Origin of the sequence: Nocardia sp. NPDC049149 (assembly GCF_043197455.1) — a bacterium.
Lineage (GTDB): Bacteria > Actinomycetota > Actinomycetes > Mycobacteriales > Mycobacteriaceae > Nocardia.
Map to the genome: position 1 here is coordinate 59,377 of NZ_JBICTD010000002.1, position 18,869 is coordinate 78,245.

Here is an 18,869-nt window from a genome sequence, read left to right on the forward strand (position 1 = left end):
AAACTGCCCATCGTGTCGGATTTGCGGATCAGTGAGGTGGCGGCGCTGGCGGGCGTCAGCGACGACACCGTGCGGCGGTGGATCGACCAGGGTCGGTTGACCGCGGTCCAACTCGGCAACGGGCGCAAAGGCGTGCGCGGCCGCGAGCTGGCCGAATTCCTCCAGGCCACCGCGGAAGCCCCGGAGACCGGCGTCACCATCGCCGCCTCCGCGCGCAATCGGATGCGCGGCATCGTCACGCGGGTCGTCAAAGACACCGTGATGGCGCAGGTCGAGCTGCAAGCCGGACCGTTCCGGCTGGTGTCGCTGCTCAGCAGGGAATCGGTCGACGAGCTCGGGCTCGAAGTGGGCAGCGTCGCCGTCGCCTCGGTCAAATCGACACACGTCGTCGTAGAAATTCCGGAAAGTTGATGAGGCCGACAATGATTCGTTCGCTGTGTGCCGTCGCCGTGGCCGGCGCCGCCGCGCTTGCTCTGGTCGGCTGCGGCGCCGACGACAAGACGGCGCCGACCGGCACGGACCAGATCGGCGGCACCGTGACGGTTTTCGCCGCGGCCTCGTTGACCGAGACGTTCACCGAGCTCGGCAAGCAGTTCGAAGCCGCGCACCCCGGCGTCAAGGTGATCTACAGCTTCGGCGCGAGTTCCGCACTCGCCGAACAGATCAACCAGGGCGCCCCCGCCGACGTCTTCGCCTCGGCGGCGCCGAAGAACATGCAGCAGGTCAAGGACAAAGGTGAGGTGACCGGCACGCCGGTCACTTTCGTGCGCAACCGGCTGGAAATCGCGGTGCCCAAAGGCAATCCCGGCCACATCACCGGACTCGCCGACTTCGGCAAGGCCGAACCGAAGATCGCGTTGTGCGCCGAGCAGGTGCCATGTGGCGCCGCCGCCAAGACGGTGTTCGAGGCCGCGGGCGTCACCCCACAGCCCGACACCAGGGAGGCCGACGTGAAAGCGGTGCTGACCAAGGTCAAACTCGGCGAGGTCGACGCCGCGCTGGTGTACCGGACCGACGTGCTTACCGCGGGCAACCAGGTCGAGGGCATCGACTTCGCCGAGGCAGGCAAGGCGATCAACGACTATCCGGTCGCGCCACTGGCGCACGCGCCGAACGCGGCCGCGGCCGCGGCATTCGTCGATTTCGTGAAGTCGGCACAGGCACGGGCGGTGTTCACCAAGGCGGGATTCGACGCTCCGTGACACCGCGGCGGCGGGCAGCACGCGGGCGGCGACCGCTCGTCCTCATGCTGCCTGCGCTGTGCGCGTTGGCGTTTCTGCTCGTCCCGCTCGTCGGCCTGCTGCTGCGGGCGCCGTGGCGCGGGCTGCCCGATCGGCTGATCAACGCCGAAGTCGGTCAGGCGCTTCGGCTTTCGCTGGTGTGTGCGAGCCTCGCGACGGTGCTCTGCCTGATCTTCGGGGTGCCGCTGGCGTGGTTGCTCGCGCGCGGGGAACTGCCAGGGCGCGGGGTGTTGCGGGCTTTGGTGACCGTGCCGTTGGTGCTGCCGCCCGTGGTCGGTGGTGTTGCGCTGCTGCTCGTGCTCGGCCGACGCGGGCTGATCGGGCAGTATCTGTACGAATGGTTCGGGGTGTCCTTGCCGTTCACGACCGCAGGCGTGGTTGTCGCGGAAGCGTTTGTGGCGCTGCCGTTTCTGGTGATCTCGGTGGAAGGGGCGCTGCGGGCGGCGGATCCACGGTTCGAGGAGGCGGCGGCGACGCTCGGTGCGTCGCGCTGGTTGACGTTCCGGCGGGTGACACTGCCCTCGGTGCTGCCCGGTGTGGTGGCGGGCGGGGTGCTCTGCTGGGCGCGGGCGCTCGGCGAATTCGGCGCCACCATCACGTTCGCAGGCAACTTTCCCGGAAAGACGACCACCATGCCGTTGGCGGTGTACCTGGCGCTGGAATCCGATCCCGACGATGCGATCGTGCTCAGTCTGGTGCTGCTGACGGTGTCGGTTGTGGTGTTGGTCGCGTTGCGTGAGCGGTGGATTCGGGGGGCGGTGTGACGCTGGAGGCCGAACTTCGGGTCAGCCGCGGGCATTTCGAGTTGAGCATCGAATTGTCGGTTGCGCCTGGCGAAGTCGTCGCCCTGCTCGGGCCGAACGGGGCAGGCAAGACCACCGCGCTGCGGACGCTGGCCGGGCTGACCCCGCTCACCGGCGGCGCCCTGCGGATCGGCGAAAAGACCTGGGACGCACCGCCGAAGGTGTTCGTCCCCGCCGAACGGCGCGAGGTCGGCGTAGTCTTCCAGGACTACCTGCTGTTCGGTCACCTGAGCGCGGTGGAGAACGTCGCGTTCGGGCTGCGCGCTCGCGGCCGTCGCCGCGGCGCGGCCCGTGCCGTCGCCGCCGAGTGGCTCGAACGGGTCGGTCTCGCGGATCACCTGCACGCCAAACCGCAGGCGCTGTCCGGCGGTCAAGCCCAGCGCGTCGCCCTGGCGCGCGCCCTGGCCACCGACCCCGCCCTGCTGCTGTTGGACGAGCCGCTCGCCGCGCTCGATGCGAGCACCCGAGTGCGGGTGCGCTCCGACCTCGCGCACCATCTCGCCGACTACCCCGGCCACACCGTGCTGGTCACCCACGACCCACTCGACGCGATGGTGCTCGCCGACCGCCTCGTCATCCTCGAGCACGGCCGCATCACCCAGGAGGGTCCCCCGAGCGAGGTCGCCCGCCGCCCGCGCTCCGACTACGTGGCAAACCTGGTCGGCCTCAACCTCTATCGCGGCACCGCCACCGGCACCACCATCGACCTGGACACAGGCGGCACCCTCACCGCCGCCGAACCCGCAACGGGCCCCGTGCACATCGCCTTCGCCCCCACCGCCGTCAGCCTGCACCCCCACCGCCCCACCGGCAGCCCACGCAACACCTGGCCCGTCACCATCGCCGACATCGAACAACACGCCCACACCATCCGCCTCCGACTAGACGGCACCCCACCTGTCCTAGCCGACGTCACCCCCGCCACCGTCGCCGACCTCGGACTCCAGCCAGGCACCGAACTGTGGGCCGCGGTGAAAGCCACTGAAACCCACACCTACCCCGCGTAATCCGCACTCCCGCCACGTAGCGACACACTGTGCCCAACTATGGTGCGATACACAAAATCTGTCGGTGCCTGCTGACACTCTCGCCGCCATGCCGAAGATCCGTCACGAAGTTCCCCTCGAATTGCTGCGCCACAAACCCGAATTGGTTGCCGCGCTGCTAGCCGACACCGACATCGAGCTACCAGTCGACGCGACCGCCACCGTCACCGACAGCAACCTCAGCACCTGCGAACCACCTGAATTCCGCGCCGACGCCGTGACCCTGCTGCACGGCACGGACGGCGGCAAACTCGCAGTCATCACCGAATCCCAATCAGACCCACCCAAACCCAGCAAGCGCCGAGCCTGGCCCGCCTACGTCTCCGTCGCCCAATCCCAACACGATTGCGATGCCGTCCTCGTCGTCATCGCCTCCAGCCGTGCCACCGCCCGCGCCTGCCGCCGCACCATCCACACCGGCCACCCCGGCTTCGATCTCGCCCCGATCGTCATAGGCCCGCACAACACCCCCGACCCCACCAACCCCGCTTTCGCCGCCATCGCCCCCGAACTCACCGTCCTGGCCGCCGTCACCCGAGCCCTCGACCTGCACGAAGACGCCACCCGTCGCATGGTCCTCGACCAACTCGCCACCCTCGATCCCGAGACCCGCACCACCTACACTCGATTTGTCCAGCAAGCCGCCTCGCATGCGGTCAAGAAAGCCCTGGAGGAGCTCATGGCCAGCCCTGCCTACCGAGACGAATTCATCGACGGTTTCATCGACAAGGGTCGAGCCGAAGGGCGTGCCGAAGGAGAGGTCACAGGCGAGGCCAAGATGCTCATTCGCATCCTCAACGCACGAGGCTTCGTCGTTACAGACAACCTGCGCGCACGCATCCAATCCTGTTCGAACACCAAACAGCTCGAGACATGGGCCGACAGAGCGATGTCGGCCGACACCATCGAATCTGTCTTCGACCACTGAGCCCGCGACCATGGGCCTTCACCAGGACTGGGCGAACAGGCTGCTCGATGACGGCGACTCGATGGCCTTCTACGACGAGGCCGTCGACAGCGTCATCAATCCAGCCTGCCCAAAGTTCTATGCCGAAAGCTACGTCTGGCATTTTGTGCGCGGAGCAAGGGAAACCCTCGCAGAATTGCTCCTTCGGACCCTCGCCAAACGGGGCTTCACGGTGCCGGACGACGTGCGTGAGGAAGTCCGAGAATCCGACCCACAGCAACTGTACGAATGGTTCGAAGCCGCTCTCGTCGCCGATAGCCTCGAAGCGATCTTCGAGTGGGAATTCGACCTGGAGGTAGAGCCAGGACCGCTGCCTACGGTAGCGAATCCGTGTTAACTTAGTAGAGAATCTCTACTAACTTAGCTGATCGGAGAGGGCTATGCGGTCCGCCGTCATCGTCGATGTTGTTCGTACACCATCCGGGAAGGGCAAGGTTGGGGGTGGGTTGTCGGGGGTGCATCCGGCGACGTTGCTTGCCGGGGTGTTGAGCGAGTTGGTGGCGCGGAATGGGCTTGATCCGGCGTTGGTGGACGATGTGGTCGGCGGGTGTGTGACGCAGAGTGGGGAGCAGGCGTTCAACATCAGTCGGACGGCGGCGCTGGCGGCGGGGTTTCCGGAGTCGGTGCCTGCGACGACGGTGGATCGGCAGTGCGGGTCCAGTCAGCAGGCGGCGCATTTCGCGGCGCAAGGCGTGCTGTCGGGTGCGTACGACATCGCGATCGCCTGCGGGGTGGAGTCGATGAGCCGGGCGCCGATGTTCTCCAATGCGCAGGGCAAGGATCCGAATCAGGGGCCGTTGGCCCATCGGTATCCGGATGGTCTTGTGCAGCAAGGGATTGCGGCGGAGGTGATCAGTGCGCGATGGAAGTTCGATCGGGCGGCACTCGACGAGTTCGCGGCACGGTCGCATCGACTTGCCGCCGAGACCGCGGCGGCAGGCGGGTTCGACAAGGAGCTGGTGGCCGCGGGCACGCTGACCGCGGACGAGACCATCCGGCCGAGCACGACCGCCGAAGGCCTGGCGGGTTTGCGGCCCGCGTTCGTCGATGAGCAGTTCAGCCGCCGGTTCCCGGAGATCGAATGGTCGATCACGCCGGGCAATTCGTCGCCGCTGACCGACGGCGCCTCGGCCGCGCTGATCATGAGCGAGGAGGCGGCGACCAAGCTCGGCCTGCGGCCGCGGGCGCGGTTCCACGCATTCTCGGTGGTCGGTGACGATCCGCTGCTCATGCTCACCGCGGTCATTCCGGCCACCCGCAAAGTCCTGGAACGGGCGGGGTTGAGCATCGATGACATCGACGCCTACGAGGTGAACGAGGCGTTCGCCCCGGTCCCACTCGTCTGGCAGCACGAAATCGGCGCAGACCCGGCCAAACTGAACCCGCGCGGCGGCGCGATCGCCCTCGGCCATCCACTCGGCGCGTCGGGCACTCGTATCCTGGCCACCATGGTCAACCACCTCGAACAGACCGGCGCCCGCTACGGCCTGCAAACCATGTGCGAGGCAGGCGGATTGGCGAACGCCACCATCATCGAGCGCCTCGGATGATCCGCACCCCGAAGCAAAACACGGTAGGGGCGATCCGATGACCGCGGCACTGGCCGGGCTCGATCTCCCCGCGCTGCAACGGTATTTCGACGCCGAAGTGCCCGGCACCACGGGTCCGCTTACCGCGGCCCTGCTCAAGGGCGGCAAGTCCAACCTCACCTACCGGATCGGTGACGGCGTGCACGACTGGGTGCTGCGCCGCCCGCCGCTGGGCCCGCTCACGCCGACCGCGCACGACATGGCCCGCGAATATCGCATCGTCGCCGCCTTGCAGGGCACGAATGTCCCTGTCGCACAGGCGATCGCCTTGTGCGAGGACACCGAGGTGATCGGCGTGCCGTTCGCGGTCGTTTCCTTCGTGGACGGCCATGTGCTGCAGGACGGCGACCAGACCGCCGCCCTCACCGTCGAGCAGGCCAGAGCCTGCTCCGAAGCCCTGGTCGACACGCTGGCCGCACTGCACGCGGTGGATTACGCCGCCGTCGGTCTCGCCGAGTTCGGCCGTCCCGCAGGCTATCTGGCCCGACAGGTGAAACGCTGGCGCGGCCAATGGGACCGGGTCGCCACTCGCGAACTCGATTCCCTCGACCGGCTGACCGACGCCTTGGGCAGGTCCATACCGGAGCAGGCAGGCGAGACCATCGTGCACGGCGACTATCGACTGGACAACACGATCGTGGCCCGCACCGACTTCGGCAGCATCGCCGCCGTCGTGGACTGGGAGATGGCGACTCTCGGCGACCCGCTCGCCGATCTCGGCCTACTCCAGGTCTATTGGGATGCCCGCTGCGAGCCGGTGCTCGGCGTCCGGCACGCACCGAGCGCGAACCCGGGCTTCCTCTCCGTCGACGAGGTCGCCGAACGTTACGCCACCGCAACGGGTTACCCGCTGGACCAACTCCCGTTCTACCGCGCACTCGGCTATTTCAAACTCGCGGTCATCGCCGAGGGCATCCACCAGCGCTTCCTTGCGGGCAAAACGGTGGGCGACGGCTTCGCCCAGATCGGCGCCGCCGTGCCGCTGCTCCTCGACGCCGGATCGGAAAGCCTCGCATGAGCGTGCGCAGCGCCCTCGTCACCGGCGGCTCCCGCGGCATCGGCGCCGAGGTCGCCCGCCGCTTGGCCGAGGAGGGCTACCACCTGACCATCGCCGCGCGGAACCAGGACGCGCTGACCGACACCGCGGCCAGGCTGCGCGAGCAGACGGGCGCCGAGGTGTATCCCGTTGTCGCCCAGATGAACGATCCCGATCAGGTCCGCGCCCTCGTCCACGCCCATGCCGAGCGCTTCGCCGGTCTGCATGCCCTCGTGCTGAGCGCGGGCACCGGCACGGCGGGCACCGTCGCCGATATGCCCCCGAAGACCTACGAGCGGATGCTCGACGTCAACTTCCGCGCCCCCATCACGCTGATCCAGGCCGCCCTCCCGCTGCTGCGCAAGAGCGCGGCGGACGACCCGCGGCGTGGCGCGAAAATCGTTGCGCTGGCATCCATCACCGGCGTCATCGGCGAAGCGGGCCTGGCCGCCTACGGCGCAACCAAGGCGGCATTGATCTCGCTCTGCGAAACCGTCTCCCTGGAGGAGTCGGCCAACGGTGTCACCGCGACCGCCATCTCGCCGGGCTACGTCGACACCGACATGACCGCATGGAAACGCGACGTCCTCGACCAGTCCGCGATGCTCACCCCAGGCGACATCGCCGAGATGGTGCTGGCGATCACCCGCCTTTCACGCAACGCGGTGATCCCGAACATCGTCATCTCCCGCGCGGGCGAACAACTCTGGCGGGCCTAGCGCCTGGACCGGCAAGTGATCTGGGCCTCAGCCGCACAGTGCGGTCCGGCAGCGGCGTTACCCTCGAACTGACGTCCCCGCATGGACGACCAGGGAAGGGGCCCCGATGGCGAAGGTCTTCTCGCACCTCGACGACGCACTGCGCAAGTTCATCGGCGAGCAATCGATGTTCTTCGTAGCCACCGCACCCTCCGACGGCGGCCGGGTCAACCTGTCCCCCAAGGGCTATCGCGACACCTTCGCCATTCTGGACGACCACACCGTCGCCTACCTCGATCTGTACGGCAGCGGCGCGGAAACCATCGCCCACCTGCGCGAGAACGGGCGCATCACGATCATGTTCTGCTCGTTCACCCGCACCTCGAAGATCTTGCGTCTCTTCGGCACCGGCCGGGTGGCTCGGCCGGACTCCGCCGAATTCGACGACCTCCGACCGCATTTCGGCCTGCAGCATCCCGGCATCCGCGCGGCCATCATCGTCGACATCGACCGGATCGCCGATTCCTGCGGCTACTCGGTCCCCTACCTGGAGCTCGTCGACGAGCGCCCGGTTCTCGACTCCTTGCATGCCAGACGCACCGACGACGATTTCGCCAAACGCATCGTCGGCGACAACGCGAGCAGCCTGGACGGCTTGCCTGCCCTCGAACCGGATCATCCGCTGCCGTCGGCTATCCCCCGTTAGACACCGCCCGCAAATCCCTGCGCAGGCATCAGGCTTGCGTATGCTCGCCGACATGCGACTGAGCACCCGCAACCAACTGGACGGCACTGTCGTTTCGGTGACCCGCGGCGAGGCCATGGCCGTCGTCCGGGTCCGCCTGGCCGGCGGCGACGAGGTCACCTCGTCGATCACCCGCGCCGCCGCCGACGATCTCGAACTCGCCGACGGCGTCCCGGTAAAGGTGCTGATCAAGTCGACCGAGGTCGCCCTCGGCGTCGAATAGCCCGCTTACCGCTCGGCGGGCTGTGGGGTCAACGCCGCGAGTTCCTGCTGCACCTGCCGATCGTGCGCTTCGGCCTCGGCGGCGGCCTTCTTCGGGCTCCAGTGCCCAGCCATCAGGAAGATGAACGGCAGGAAGGCGACCTGGGCGAGCAGGCAGATCCACCACCACCGTTCCCACTGCTTCGGGGAATCGGCCTTGGCTTGCTGCACCTCTTTCCCGTGCGCGGCCAGGTATTCCTGGTCCGCCGCGGGAATGGTGCCTACCGCTTGTAGTTGGGCTCCGGCCTTCTCCAGCTTCGGGCCGACGGTGGCGGCGACGGCGAGCTCGGCGGGCGGTATCTGCTGCACCGCGGTGAGCCGCGCGATTGCCTGGTCCGGCGGCGTCCCGAACTTCTTCGCGACCTGACCGACGGCCGCGAGCCCGGCCATCGCATCGCGCGGATCCGCCGCGAGCGCCGCCTGGGTGGCCGGCTCGATGGCCTGCAGCGTGGCGAGTTCCTCGGGGTAGCGGGTGCTGAGCCCGACGGTTGCCTGGATCTCGGCGGGCGTCGCACCGGTCAGCTTGGTGAGCGCCGTCAACTGGGCGGCCTGGTCGTTCGGGTTCTTGCCAAGTGCCGCAAGGGTTTCCGGTCCGACCTGCTGGATCGTCGCGAGCTGCGGCCCGTAGGCCGCCTGGATTTCCTGCAGCCGCTGACCATGGTTGACGAGCGGACCCGCCGCGTTCACCACGACGAGCAACCCGAACAACACCACGGTGACAACGCTGCGCAGGGTGCCGCCCCACACCGCGAGACCCACCGCGGTCGCCGCCGGATTCCGCTCCTCGACGGTCTCGGTGAAGCTGGCCATCCAGGTGGAGTAGGCGATGCCGGTGCCGACGGCGATGACGGCGAACACCCACGCGAAGGTGTAGTACCCGGTCGTGGGCTCGTCGGTGTAGCCGATGAACAGGTACATCCCGACGATGCTGATCACCGCGCCGACGACCATGAACGGTTTGCGCACCTTCAGATAGTCCGAGGCGATGCCGGCCAGGACGAGCGCGATCGCGTTGGCCGTCCAGTACCAGTTGCCGAGCGCGTTGGCCTTGGCCGGACTGAAGCCGAAGTTCGTCGCCATATAGACCGGGAGGAACGACACGATCGTGTAGAAGAAGGCCAGGAACAGGCTGATCGCCAACGCCGATCCGACGATGTTGAGCCGCAGCATCTGTCGCCACTGCCCCTGTTCCAGCTGCTGCACGTCGAGGCCGCGGGCGCGCGCCTCGATCAGTGCCCGGTCGCGCAGCGACACCATGATCTGGTCGCGGAGCTGCGGGCTCAGCTCGCGCAGTCCGACCACCGCGATCACCGAGATCACCAGGCAGATCACCCCGCACAGCCGGTAGTGGTACTGCCAGTCGGGGTGCGCGTCGAGCGTCCTGGTGGAGATCGCGGTGGTGACCAGTGCGCCGATGACCGGGCCGAGGGTCCAGAAGCCCATTGCGGACGCGCGGCCGAGCTGCGGGGAGAAGTCCCTGATCAGCGCGGGCGTCGCCACCAGCACCGCGCCCTCGACGATGCTCACCAGACAGTAGACGACGAGATACTGCTCTTTCGTCGTGGTCGCGGGCACCGCGACCAGGGTGAGCAGCGAGACGATCACCACGCCGTAGGCGACGATATTGGCCCGGCCCCACCGGTCGAGCACCCCGGCGAGCACCGAGGCGGCGGCGCCGAACGCGGCGCCGATGATGAAGATCCAGACGAAGTAGGCGAACGACAGCCCGAAGTAGGCGATCAGTTCGTTGCCCACCGCGCCGGTGACGAACAGCTGGTAATAGAGCGCGATCGAGGTGATGACCACGACGGCCAGGTACCAGGAGCGGGCGGGAGTATCGGGATAGTGCGGAAGCTTGCGCTGCCACAACCCGGTGAGAATGGTCGGCGGTGCCGCCGTGGTCGTCGAGCTCATGATCGAGATGCCTTTCTAGCCACGGCATCTCGTCTGGCTCTAATGGCGAGGCGAGTACGAGTAGCCGGGGTGGCAACAGGCTAGTGAGCGACACCACCGCCCGCAGGCATTTCACGACACGAGACCGAAACGTGTTCTAGTTATGAATGATGGGACGAAATATCTGAATGCTCGCTCGAAAGACATTGATGCGGCAATAAGAAAGCGAAAGCACATCGAAGTCGACAAGACAAGAGCAAGTCCCATTTATTAGGACGAATCAAATCGCCCTGAAATTGCCCGGCGACTGCGGCGTGGCAGCGGCAGCCGCCGGGCACTCGCGCAGGTCAGAGGTAGGCGCCGCACACCGGCCATGCGCCGGGGCCCTGGGTGGCGAGCACGCTCTCCGCGACGCGGATCTGCTCGGCCCGGCTCGCGTTGCTCGGGCTGCCGACGCCGCCGTTGGCCTCCCAGGTGCTCTGGGTGAACTGCAGCCCGCCGGAGAAGCCGTTGCCGGTCTCGATCCCCCAGTTGCCACCGCTCTCGCACTGCGCGACGGCGTCCCAGTTGTGCGCGGACGCGGTGGCGGTGGCCAGGCTGAACGGGATCGCGACGAGGGCGCCAAGCGCAGCGGTGAAGCCGAGAACACGGGTGCTGAACATACGAGTACGCATCATGGGATGTCCGGTTTTCTGCCTGCGCCCACCAACGTGACGCACGCGGCGTCGCGTTCCTGTCCCCAGGAAGGTCTGGGAGCCTCGAACCGCGGGACAGGGTGACCGGCATTCAACGATTCGAGTTCTGGCCCGGCATGGATCCGAGCTGAATGAGGACGGTAGCTGAGAAATCGCCACCAATCACGCGCCAATCAAGGACGAATTGCCTCAACCATTACTCGAGAGAAGGCCGTTTAGCTGCACTACGCAGCGAGAAAGCGGTACTTAAACACTAAGTTATTGCTTCGTTATGTGGCCGAGATCACTACGAAATTGTGCCGTCGATCGCACGTGAATACATGACACGTACCGGACACGCCCGGGTGCCCGAAATGACAGTTTCATGGTGCGCACTCCGCACCGGAGAATCCGGCCCGCAGCGGGCCGTTGCGGCCCGAAAACGGCCCTACTTGCCGTGGGCACGCAGCTGGTAGAGCCCCTCAGTCTCCGCGACAACCACACCATCGGCGTCGGTGACCACGGCCCGCAGGGTGAAGTCGGACTTTCCGTTGGCGGCGGCCTCGTCGGCGATCCTGGCGATCTCCGCCGCGGGCAGGCTCGCTTCGGCGCGCACATCGGTCTTGGCGGGCTTGCGGAAGAACACGTGCAGGTCCTTCACCAGCGGGTAGTACGCCGAGTTGTCGAAGGAGGCGATCGAGATCGCCCCGCCGAGAATCTCCGCGACGGTGAACAGCACCCCGGCATACATCACTCCGAAGTGGTTGCCGTTGCCCTCGATCGGCACCGTGGTCGCCGCGAAGCCGGGCCGCACCTCGACCGCGGACACCCCCATTTTGTGCGCGACCGGGATGGTGAATTCCAGTGCCCCGTTGATGATCTCCGCGAACGGCGGCATCTCGTTCTCGTCGTTCATAGCGCACCAGTCCCTTCACGCCGGAGGCGACCAGCACCTCGGGTCCGCCACCCCGGTGGACCGCTCCGAAGCGTAACCCCTGCGGCGCCGTGCGCAATCACGGTGTGGCGCTGATCCTCTGGAGCCACGCCACCACCATCGAGATGGCAGGCATCCGGCGTGGACGGGCGCATACTGCACGGGGTTTCCCCGCGATTCGCGCGCGACCGCCGCGACTCGCCTCATCGGACACAGCCGAGGTGGGCAATGAACACTATGGAGAAGACGGCGCTCACCGTGGCGGCGCTGACGTTCGCCGCTTTGTCGGCGGTGACCGCGCCGACGGCGCAGGCCGCGCCGGTGTGCGCGGGCGCAGGCCAGCCGACGATCGTGGCCGCGACGTTGCCAGGAGCACTGGAAGGGTTGACCGTCGACGCCCGGGGCCGGGCCTATACGACGGAGCTGCAGAGCGGGCGGGTGTATCGGATCGACGCACCCGGGGCGATCCCGGTGCCCATCGCGACCGTGCCGAGCGGTGGCGCCGGCGCGCTCGCCTGGACACCGGCAGGCACCCTGCTCGTCGGCTTCGGCGCGGACGCCAGGGTCTTCTCCGGCGACAGCCAGCGGCACGCCGGGATCGTCGAGCTCGATCCGGACACCGGTGCGATGACGCCGTTCGCCGCGGGGCTCAGCGCCGCCAACGGCTTGGACGTCGCGCAGGACGGAACCGTCTACGCCACCAACGACTTCGGCAACCTGATCGGCCGCGTCTACCCGAATCGCGTTGTCCAGGCCGATTGGACGTCGTTCCCGAGCGCGAACGGCGCGGTGCTCGACAGGAACGACGAATACCTCTATGTCGGACGGACATTCGTCAACCCGGGGGTGAGCCGGATCCCCACCGCCAATCCCGGTGCGCCCCAGTCGCTGCTCGATCTCGGCGGCGGCGACGCACTCGACGCACCGGACGGGCTGACGCTGGATTCCCTGGACCGGCCGGTGGTTCCGTTCAACACGGCAGGCCAGGTCATCCGCATCGACGCGCCGAACCAGTACTGCGTTCTCGGCGCGGGCAACCCGCTGACCAGCGTGCTGAGCTACGGCCGAGGCACGGCGGGCTTCTCCGCAGGCCGCCTCTTCGGCGCCACCTTCACCGGCGTGATCTACGAAATCCCCGGCGGTTTCGACCCGAACGCCCGCACCGCGACCCCGTAACCGCCGCGACGACGAATTCGGTTACGGCGCAACGGCCGCCAACTCGTCGACGCTGCCGGACATGAGCGTGCGCAGGTGCGCGGTGAGATGCTCGATCGGCCAGTCCCACCAGGCCAGCTCGAGCAGTTTGCTGATGTCCTCGTCGGGGTAGCGACGGCGGATCAGCTTCGCCGGATTGCCACCGACGATGCCGTAATCGGGAACATCGTCGACGACAACGGAACCCGACGCGACGATCGCACCGTGGCCGATCCGCACACCGGGCATCACCGTGGTGCGGTAACCGAACCACACGTCGTTGCCGATCACGGTGTCTCCGCGGCCAGGCAGGCCGGTGAGCAGATCGAAGTGGTCGGACCAGGAACCGCCCATGATCGGGAAGGGGAAGGTCGACGGACCGTCCATGCGATGGTTGGCGCCGTTCATGATGAACCGCACGCCCTCGCCGAGCGCGCAGAACTTCCCGATGATCAGCTTCTCCGGCCCGTAGTGGTACAGCACGTTCGTGGTCTCGAACGCGGTCGGCTCGGCGGGGTCGTCGTAATAGGAGAACTCGCCGACCTCGATCAGCGGCGAGGTGATCAAGGGTCGCAGCAACACCACCCTGGTCTGCTCAGGCATCGGGTGCAGCGCGGTCGGGTCGGCGGGCATGGCTGGCATCAGGAATCGGCTCCTCGTCGTCGGCAACATGACCCCGGTCGCCACGCGTGGGGGCAGGCGACGCCTCGGGCTCCGCGCTCGATCATAGGATGACTGCTGGTCGGCCATCCCCGGGTCGTGCTTGCCTCGACTCGGGTCCGATATCCGAGCACGACACGATCGTCCATGCGGCACATGGAGGTACGGTTTGGCTTCTCGCACCAAGGTCCTGGTGGGCATCGCCTTCGTCGTCGCGCTGGCGGTGGTGGCCTTCGGCGTGCTGTTCGCGGTCCGGCAGGCCGGCCGCGACGCGGCGGCGCCGGTCTGCCCCGGTGACGACGACTTGTCCGCGCCCGGCTGGGTGTCGTCGCATACCGACGTGGACGCCGCGTTCGACGCGCATCCCTTCGTCGGCAACGGCTATCTCGGGCTGCGGGTGCCGCCGCGCGGGATGGGCTACGCCGAGACCGGCGAGCCGACCGGCTGGCCGCTGTACACCCCTCGCTATGACGGCGCGTTCGTCGCGGGTCTGTACGGACATACCCCCGGCGTCGCCGACGATCGTGAGGTGGCGGCCGCGATCCCGAACTGGTCGACGCTCACCGTCGGCGTCGGCGACGACACCTATGGCGTCGGCACTCCCGCTGATCGGATCACCGACTTCCGTCAGACGCGGTTTCTGCGCTGCGGACTGGTGCGCACCGCGCTCACCTGGACCAGCCGCGACGGCAAGGTCACCGATCTGGTGTACGACGTCATCGCGGATCGGGCCGAACAGCATGTCGGCGCAGTCCATCTCACCGTCGTCCCCCGGTGGTCCGGCGCGCTGACGGTGACCGATCTGCTCGACGGCGCCGGTGCCCGCCGGATGACGCGCACCGACAGCGCGGCAGTGGACAACAGCATCCGCGTCGGTTTTCGCACCGACGGCACCGGTGTCGATGGCGCGGTCGCCTCGGTGTTGAGCAGGCAGGCACAGCCCACCGCCACACCCGAGCACACCGTCAGCCAGCGGGCCGAGCTCGCGGTGCAGGCCGGAAAGTCCTACGAGGTAACCAAATTCGTCGGCGTCGACACGACGCTGACCGCACCGGACCCAGCGACCGCCGCGGTGAAGGCCGCCGAACGCGCAGCCGGCAAGGGCTGGCCCGACCTGCTCGCGGACTCGGCACAGGCGTGGCGGTCGTTGTGGCAGGGCGATATCGAGATCCCCGGCTCGCCGAAGCTGCAGTCGTGGGCGCGCGGGGCGCTCTATTCGCTGTACTCGGCCACGAATTCCCGCCAGGACAACAGCATGTCACCGGTAGGGCTCAGCAGCGACAACTACGCGGGCGCGATCTTCTGGGACGCGGAGATCTTCATGTTCCCCGTGCTGCTCCAGCTGTCGCCGCAGCTCGCGAAATCCGTGGTGGAGTACCGATACAAGACGCTGCCCGCCGCGCAGGCGAACGCGCAACAGCTCGGCTTGCGCGGCGCCTTCTACCCGTGGACCAGCGAAAGCCGTGGCGCCCTCGAGGAATGCCACAGCTGGGATCCACCGCACTGCCTGATCCAGATCCATCTGCAGGGCGATATCTCCCTTGCGGCCTGGCAGTACTACCTCGGCACCGGCGACACCGACTATCTGCGCACCCGCAGTTGGCCGATCATGCGAGACCTCGCCGAATTCTGGACCTCCCGGGTGACTCCGAACGCCGATGGCAGTTACTCGATCGACAACGTCGCGGGTCCGGACGAATACAGCAACGGCGTCAAGGACGGGGCGTACACCAACGCGGTCGCCGCGCTCGCACTGCGCAACGCCGCGAACGCCGCCCAGATCCTCGGCGAACCGGTCCCGCCCGCGTGGACCACGATCGCCGACCACCTGCGGATACCGTTCGACTCCGCCAGGCAGGTGTTCGCCCAGTACGACGGGTATCCGGGAACACCGATCAAGCAGGCGGATACGGTGCTGCTGCTCTACCCCTTGGAATGGCCTATGTCGCAGGAGGTTTCGGCCAACACCCTGGCCTACTACGCCGAGCGCACCGATCCGGACGGTCCCGCGATGACCGACTCGGTGCATGCCATCGCCGCCGCGGCACTCGGCCTGCCAGGCTGTGCGACCAACACCTATCTCGACCGGGCCGTTCGTCCCTTCGAGCGCGCGCCGTTCGGTCAGTTCGCGGAGGCACGCGGCGACAAGGCGGGTGTCCGGGATCCGTTGGCCGGTGCACCGGCCTTCACCTTCACGACCGCGGCAGGCGGATTCCTGCAGACCTTCACCAACGGACTGCTCGGGCTGCGGCTGCGCGCCGACGAGGTCCGCGTCGATCCGATGCTGCCGCCGGAGCTCGGCTCGGGGCTGCGCCTGCGTGGCATGCAGTGGCAGGGACGCATTTTCGACGCCGACATCGGCCCGAAGGAGACACGGATCATCCTGAAAGACGGTGCGGCGATGCACGTGCGCACGCCTGCGGGCACCAAGGAACTCAGCCGAGACAGGCCGCTCACCATCCAGACCCGACGCCCCGACCTGGCGGCCACCGACAACCTCGCCCGCTGCAAGCCGGTCACCGCGAGCTCGGCGGAACCGGGCCGTTACGCCGAGGCGGCGGTCGACGGCAGCACCGCCACCGGCTGGGCGCCCGACGCGGCGCACGGCTCGCTCACCGTCGACCTCGGCGCCGAAACCGTTCTCGGCCGGATACTTCCGCACTGGTCGAGCCCTGTGCCGAGCACGATCGCGAGCTCACCGGACAACCACACCTGGACGACGCTCACCCTCGACCCGGCAACCGGTGCGCCCACGACCTCGACGACCGCCCGCTACCTCCGCCTCGACGTCACCGCGGCCGATCCGGCGACCCGTCCCGATCTGCGTGAGCTCGAGATCATCGCACCGAAGTAGGCGCCGCGCACTACGGCTGAGCCACGGTTCACTTCGCCGCCGGACGGGTACGGATGTCGCGCACATACGTGATGGCTTGCTTCCCCTCACCAGGACTGCGCGTGTCCAGATCGAAAAGGGTGGTGGCGCTGAACAGTTCACCGAGCTTGCTGAAGCCGTAGGTGCGCGGATCGAAGTCGGGGCGCTGCTTGTTGATGATGGACCCAACGCTGGACAGGGTGGCCCAGCCGGAATCGTCGGACGCGGCGTCGACGGCGTTGCGCAACAGGTTCGTCAGCTTGGCGTCGCCCTTCAGCTGGTTGGCCGTCGTGCGCCGCGTCGTGGTCGGCGATTCTTCCGTTGTGCCGGTGAGGTTTTCGGTATAGATGAACTTGTCGCAGGCGGCGACGAACGGCTTCGGGGTCTTGTGCTGGCCGAATCCGTAGACGGTGCGCCCGGATTCGCGCAGTCGGCTGGCCAATCGCGTGAAATCGCTGTCGCTGGACACGATCACGAAGCCGTCCAGGTTGCCGGTGTACAGCAGATCCATCGCATCGATGATCATCGCCGAGTCGGTGGCGTTCTTGCCGGTGGTGTAGCCGAACTGCTGGATCGGCTGAATCGACTGCGCGAGCAGCTGATCCTTCCAGCCCTTCAGGTTCGTGCTCGTCCAGTCACCGTAGGCCCGCTTCACATGCGCCGTCCCGTACTTGGCCACCTCCGCGAGCAACCCGTCGGCGATGCCGGGCTGGGCGTTGTCGGCGTCGATCAGCACCGCTAGCCGCGTCGCGTTGTCGCTGCTCAAGACTTACCCCGTTCGTCGGTCGGCTGTCCAAGCCACCGCAGTCGGTCGACTATCCAAGCCACCGTAGTCGGTCGACTATCCAAGCCACCGTAGCCCGATTCGCCGAGGACGACCGCGCCCCGCACCGGTCAGTCGCGCATCGCCTGTTCCCGCAACGTATTGAGGGTCTTGGCCAAGATGCGCGACACCTGCATCTGCGAGACGCCGAGCTGCGCGGCGATCTGATCCTGGGTCTTGGCCTCGAAGAACCGCATGACCAGCACCTGTCGTTCGCGTTCCGGCAGCGCCTCGATGAGCGGTCGCACCGCGAGGTAGTCCTCGACCGTCTGATACTCCGGCGCCTCGGCGCCGAGGGTGTCCAGCGGTGAGCGCGGCGCGCTGTCGTCGTCGCTGTCGAGGCCCGCTTCGATCGAGGAGGTCTGGTAGGCGTTGCGCGCGATCAACGCCTGGGTGACCTCGACCAGATCGGCGCCGAGTTCCTCGGCGATCTCGCGCGCCTTGGGCATCCGGCCGAGCCGCTGGGCAAGTGTCTCGATCGCCGGGGCGATGGTCTGCTGAATCTCCTTGAGCCGCCGAGGAACTCGCACCGACCAGGTGTAGTCCCTGAAGTGCCTGCGCACCTCGCCCATGATGGTCGGGACCGCGAACGCGAGGAACGGCGAGCCGTGCGAGACATCGAACCGGTCGACGGCGGCGACCATGCCGACCCTGGCGATCTGCAGCAGATCGTCGAAGTTCTCGCCGCGCCCGGTGAACTTGCGGGCGATGTGTTCGGCCAGCGGCAGACACCGGCTGATCAGTTCGTCGCGCACCACCGCGCGCCGCGGGTCGTCGGCGTCGAGCGCGGCCAGCTCGTGGAACATCGGCTCGATGTTGTCGTAGCTGTCACCGCCGCGTCGGCGCGCCTCGGTGCCCGCCTTCGACTGGTCATTGTTCATCGAGGCCACCCCGGGCCCAGACGAACTCGACGACGGTCGGGTAGCCGGCGACCCCGGCGTCGAACGGCGCCTTGGTCGCGGTCACCGAATCGGTCAGGGTCTGCACGATGTGCCAGCCGAACCCGCTGGCGCCGACCTCGTCCTCGGTGTCGCTCACCGCGCGGATCTGCGCGTTCAGCACGCCGTCGCGGTAGGTGAACGCGCAGGAGATGGTCGAGCCAGGCACGGCTTCGCCCATCAGCACGGTCGCGATCTCGTCGAGGGCGAGCCGGATGTCGGTCACCTCGTCGAGCCCGAAGTCCGCGATCAGCAGCACCGTCTCGGCGAGTGCGCGCAGCATTGTCAGCTGTTCCGGCGCCGCAGGCACCTCGACAGCGACCGTTGTTGTCTCCGTCATGGATTCGGATACCTGTTCGCTCATTCCGCCACCGCCCTCAGCTGCTGCGTGCCCGATCGACGGGTCAGCCTACCCGGACCGCAGCGCACGCTGCGGCGGCAGGCGCACTTGTACCCACCGCGCCGGCGAATGTCGGCGGCGCGGTGGGCAATCGG

At 67.5% G+C, this 18,869-nt stretch carries 20 protein-coding genes; 13 read left to right on the plus strand and 7 right to left on the minus strand.

Features of this window, described 5'->3' with window-relative positions:
* Nucleotides 1-12: 12 nt before the first annotated feature.
* The 11 genes from ACGFNJ_RS05975 (at nt 13) to ACGFNJ_RS06025 (ending at nt 8,348) form a co-directional block, all read left to right on the plus strand.
* Nucleotides 13-411, plus strand: a complete 399-nt coding sequence (locus ACGFNJ_RS05975) for a molybdopterin-binding protein (protein WP_393443916.1) — start codon at nt 13-15, stop codon at nt 409-411.
* Nucleotides 412-422: 11 nt separating this feature from the next.
* Nucleotides 423-1,202, plus strand: a complete 780-nt coding sequence (modA, locus tag ACGFNJ_RS05980) for a molybdate ABC transporter substrate-binding protein (protein ID WP_393443918.1) — start codon at nt 423-425, stop codon at nt 1,200-1,202.
* 44 nt (nt 1,203-1,246) lie between these two features.
* Nucleotides 1,247-2,005, plus strand: a complete 759-nt coding sequence (modB, locus tag ACGFNJ_RS05985; protein WP_393443920.1) for a molybdate ABC transporter permease subunit — start codon at nt 1,247-1,249, stop codon at nt 2,003-2,005.
* Nucleotides 2,002-3,051, plus strand: coding sequence for an ABC transporter ATP-binding protein (locus ACGFNJ_RS05990; RefSeq protein ID WP_393443923.1), 1,050 nt, complete (start codon nt 2,002-2,004; stop codon nt 3,049-3,051). The genes modB and ACGFNJ_RS05990 overlap by 4 nt, the downstream gene beginning before the upstream one ends.
* A gap of 64 nt (nt 3,052-3,115) precedes the next feature.
* A complete protein-coding gene (locus tag ACGFNJ_RS05995) occupies nt 3,116-4,018 on the plus strand; it encodes a hypothetical protein (RefSeq protein ID WP_393443925.1) in 903 nt (300 codons plus the stop codon).
* 61 nt (nt 4,019-4,079) lie between these two features.
* The gene (locus tag ACGFNJ_RS06000; protein WP_393443928.1) at nt 4,080-4,394 is read left to right on the plus strand and encodes a hypothetical protein; all 315 of its coding nucleotides are present in this window, start codon (nt 4,080-4,082) and stop codon (nt 4,392-4,394) included.
* 43 nt (nt 4,395-4,437) lie between these two features.
* Nucleotides 4,438-5,607, plus strand: coding sequence for a thiolase family protein (locus ACGFNJ_RS06005; RefSeq protein WP_393443931.1), 1,170 nt, complete (start codon nt 4,438-4,440; stop codon nt 5,605-5,607).
* 37 nt (nt 5,608-5,644) lie between these two features.
* A complete protein-coding gene (locus ACGFNJ_RS06010; protein WP_393443933.1) occupies nt 5,645-6,664 on the plus strand; it encodes a phosphotransferase family protein in 1,020 nt (339 codons plus the stop codon).
* Nucleotides 6,661-7,401: an SDR family NAD(P)-dependent oxidoreductase gene (locus ACGFNJ_RS06015; protein ID WP_393443936.1), complete on the plus strand. Its 741-nt coding sequence runs from the start codon at nt 6,661-6,663 to the stop codon at nt 7,399-7,401. The genes ACGFNJ_RS06010 and ACGFNJ_RS06015 overlap by 4 nt, the downstream gene beginning before the upstream one ends.
* 106 nt (nt 7,402-7,507) lie before the next feature.
* Nucleotides 7,508-8,086: a pyridoxamine 5'-phosphate oxidase family protein gene (locus tag ACGFNJ_RS06020; RefSeq protein WP_393443939.1), complete on the plus strand. Its 579-nt coding sequence runs from the start codon at nt 7,508-7,510 to the stop codon at nt 8,084-8,086.
* 52 nt (nt 8,087-8,138) lie between these two features.
* On the plus strand, nt 8,139-8,348 hold the full coding sequence (locus ACGFNJ_RS06025) for a molybdopterin-binding protein (protein WP_069161591.1): 210 nt from the start codon (nt 8,139-8,141) through the stop codon (nt 8,346-8,348).
* A gap of 5 nt (nt 8,349-8,353) precedes the next feature.
* On the opposite strand, the gene ACGFNJ_RS06030 is transcribed toward ACGFNJ_RS06025, so the two are convergent.
* From ACGFNJ_RS06030 to ACGFNJ_RS06040, 3 genes are all read right to left on the minus strand, one after another.
* Complete coding sequence (locus ACGFNJ_RS06030; RefSeq protein WP_393443942.1) at nt 8,354-10,300, minus strand: MFS transporter; 1,947 nt, start codon at nt 10,298-10,300, stop codon at nt 8,354-8,356.
* 326 nt (nt 10,301-10,626) lie between these two features.
* Nucleotides 10,627-10,956 carry a transglycosylase family protein gene (locus ACGFNJ_RS06035; RefSeq protein WP_393443944.1) on the minus strand — a complete coding sequence of 110 codons (330 nt, stop codon included), beginning with the start codon at nt 10,954-10,956 and terminating at the stop codon, nt 10,627-10,629.
* Nucleotides 10,957-11,401: 445 nt separating this feature from the next.
* Entirely contained in the window at nt 11,402-11,869 is a 468-nt protein-coding gene (locus tag ACGFNJ_RS06040) for a PaaI family thioesterase (protein ID WP_084654438.1), read from the minus strand.
* A 246-nt stretch (nt 11,870-12,115) separates the two neighbouring features.
* On the opposite strand from ACGFNJ_RS06040, the gene ACGFNJ_RS06045 reads away from it, so the two are divergent.
* A complete protein-coding gene (locus tag ACGFNJ_RS06045; protein ID WP_393443947.1) occupies nt 12,116-13,063 on the plus strand; it encodes an SMP-30/gluconolactonase/LRE family protein in 948 nt (315 codons plus the stop codon).
* A 21-nt stretch (nt 13,064-13,084) separates the two neighbouring features.
* On the opposite strand, the gene ACGFNJ_RS06050 is transcribed toward ACGFNJ_RS06045, so the two are convergent.
* The gene (locus tag ACGFNJ_RS06050; protein ID WP_393443949.1) at nt 13,085-13,723 is read right to left on the minus strand and encodes a CatB-related O-acetyltransferase; all 639 of its coding nucleotides are present in this window, start codon (nt 13,721-13,723) and stop codon (nt 13,085-13,087) included.
* A 187-nt stretch (nt 13,724-13,910) separates the two neighbouring features.
* Here ACGFNJ_RS06050 and ACGFNJ_RS06055 point away from each other — a divergent pair, with 187 nt between their 5' ends.
* Nucleotides 13,911-16,595 (plus strand): discoidin domain-containing protein, encoded by a 2,685-nt coding sequence (locus ACGFNJ_RS06055; RefSeq protein WP_393443952.1) that lies wholly within the window; start codon nt 13,911-13,913, stop codon nt 16,593-16,595.
* A gap of 28 nt (nt 16,596-16,623) precedes the next feature.
* Here the strand turns inward: ACGFNJ_RS06055 and ACGFNJ_RS06060 are convergent, their stop codons facing one another.
* The 3 genes from ACGFNJ_RS06060 to ACGFNJ_RS06070 form a co-directional block, all read right to left on the minus strand.
* Nucleotides 16,624-17,379, minus strand: a complete 756-nt coding sequence (locus tag ACGFNJ_RS06060) for an NYN domain-containing protein (protein ID WP_393443954.1) — start codon at nt 17,377-17,379, stop codon at nt 16,624-16,626.
* Nucleotides 17,380-17,507: 128 nt separating this feature from the next.
* Complete coding sequence (locus tag ACGFNJ_RS06065; RefSeq protein ID WP_393443957.1) at nt 17,508-18,317, minus strand: RNA polymerase sigma factor SigF; 810 nt, start codon at nt 18,315-18,317, stop codon at nt 17,508-17,510.
* Nucleotides 18,307-18,738 (minus strand): ATP-binding protein, encoded by a 432-nt coding sequence (locus tag ACGFNJ_RS06070; RefSeq protein ID WP_393443960.1) that lies wholly within the window; start codon nt 18,736-18,738, stop codon nt 18,307-18,309. Before ACGFNJ_RS06070 ends, ACGFNJ_RS06065 begins: the two co-directional genes overlap by 11 nt.
* Nucleotides 18,739-18,869: the final 131 nt, after the last annotated feature.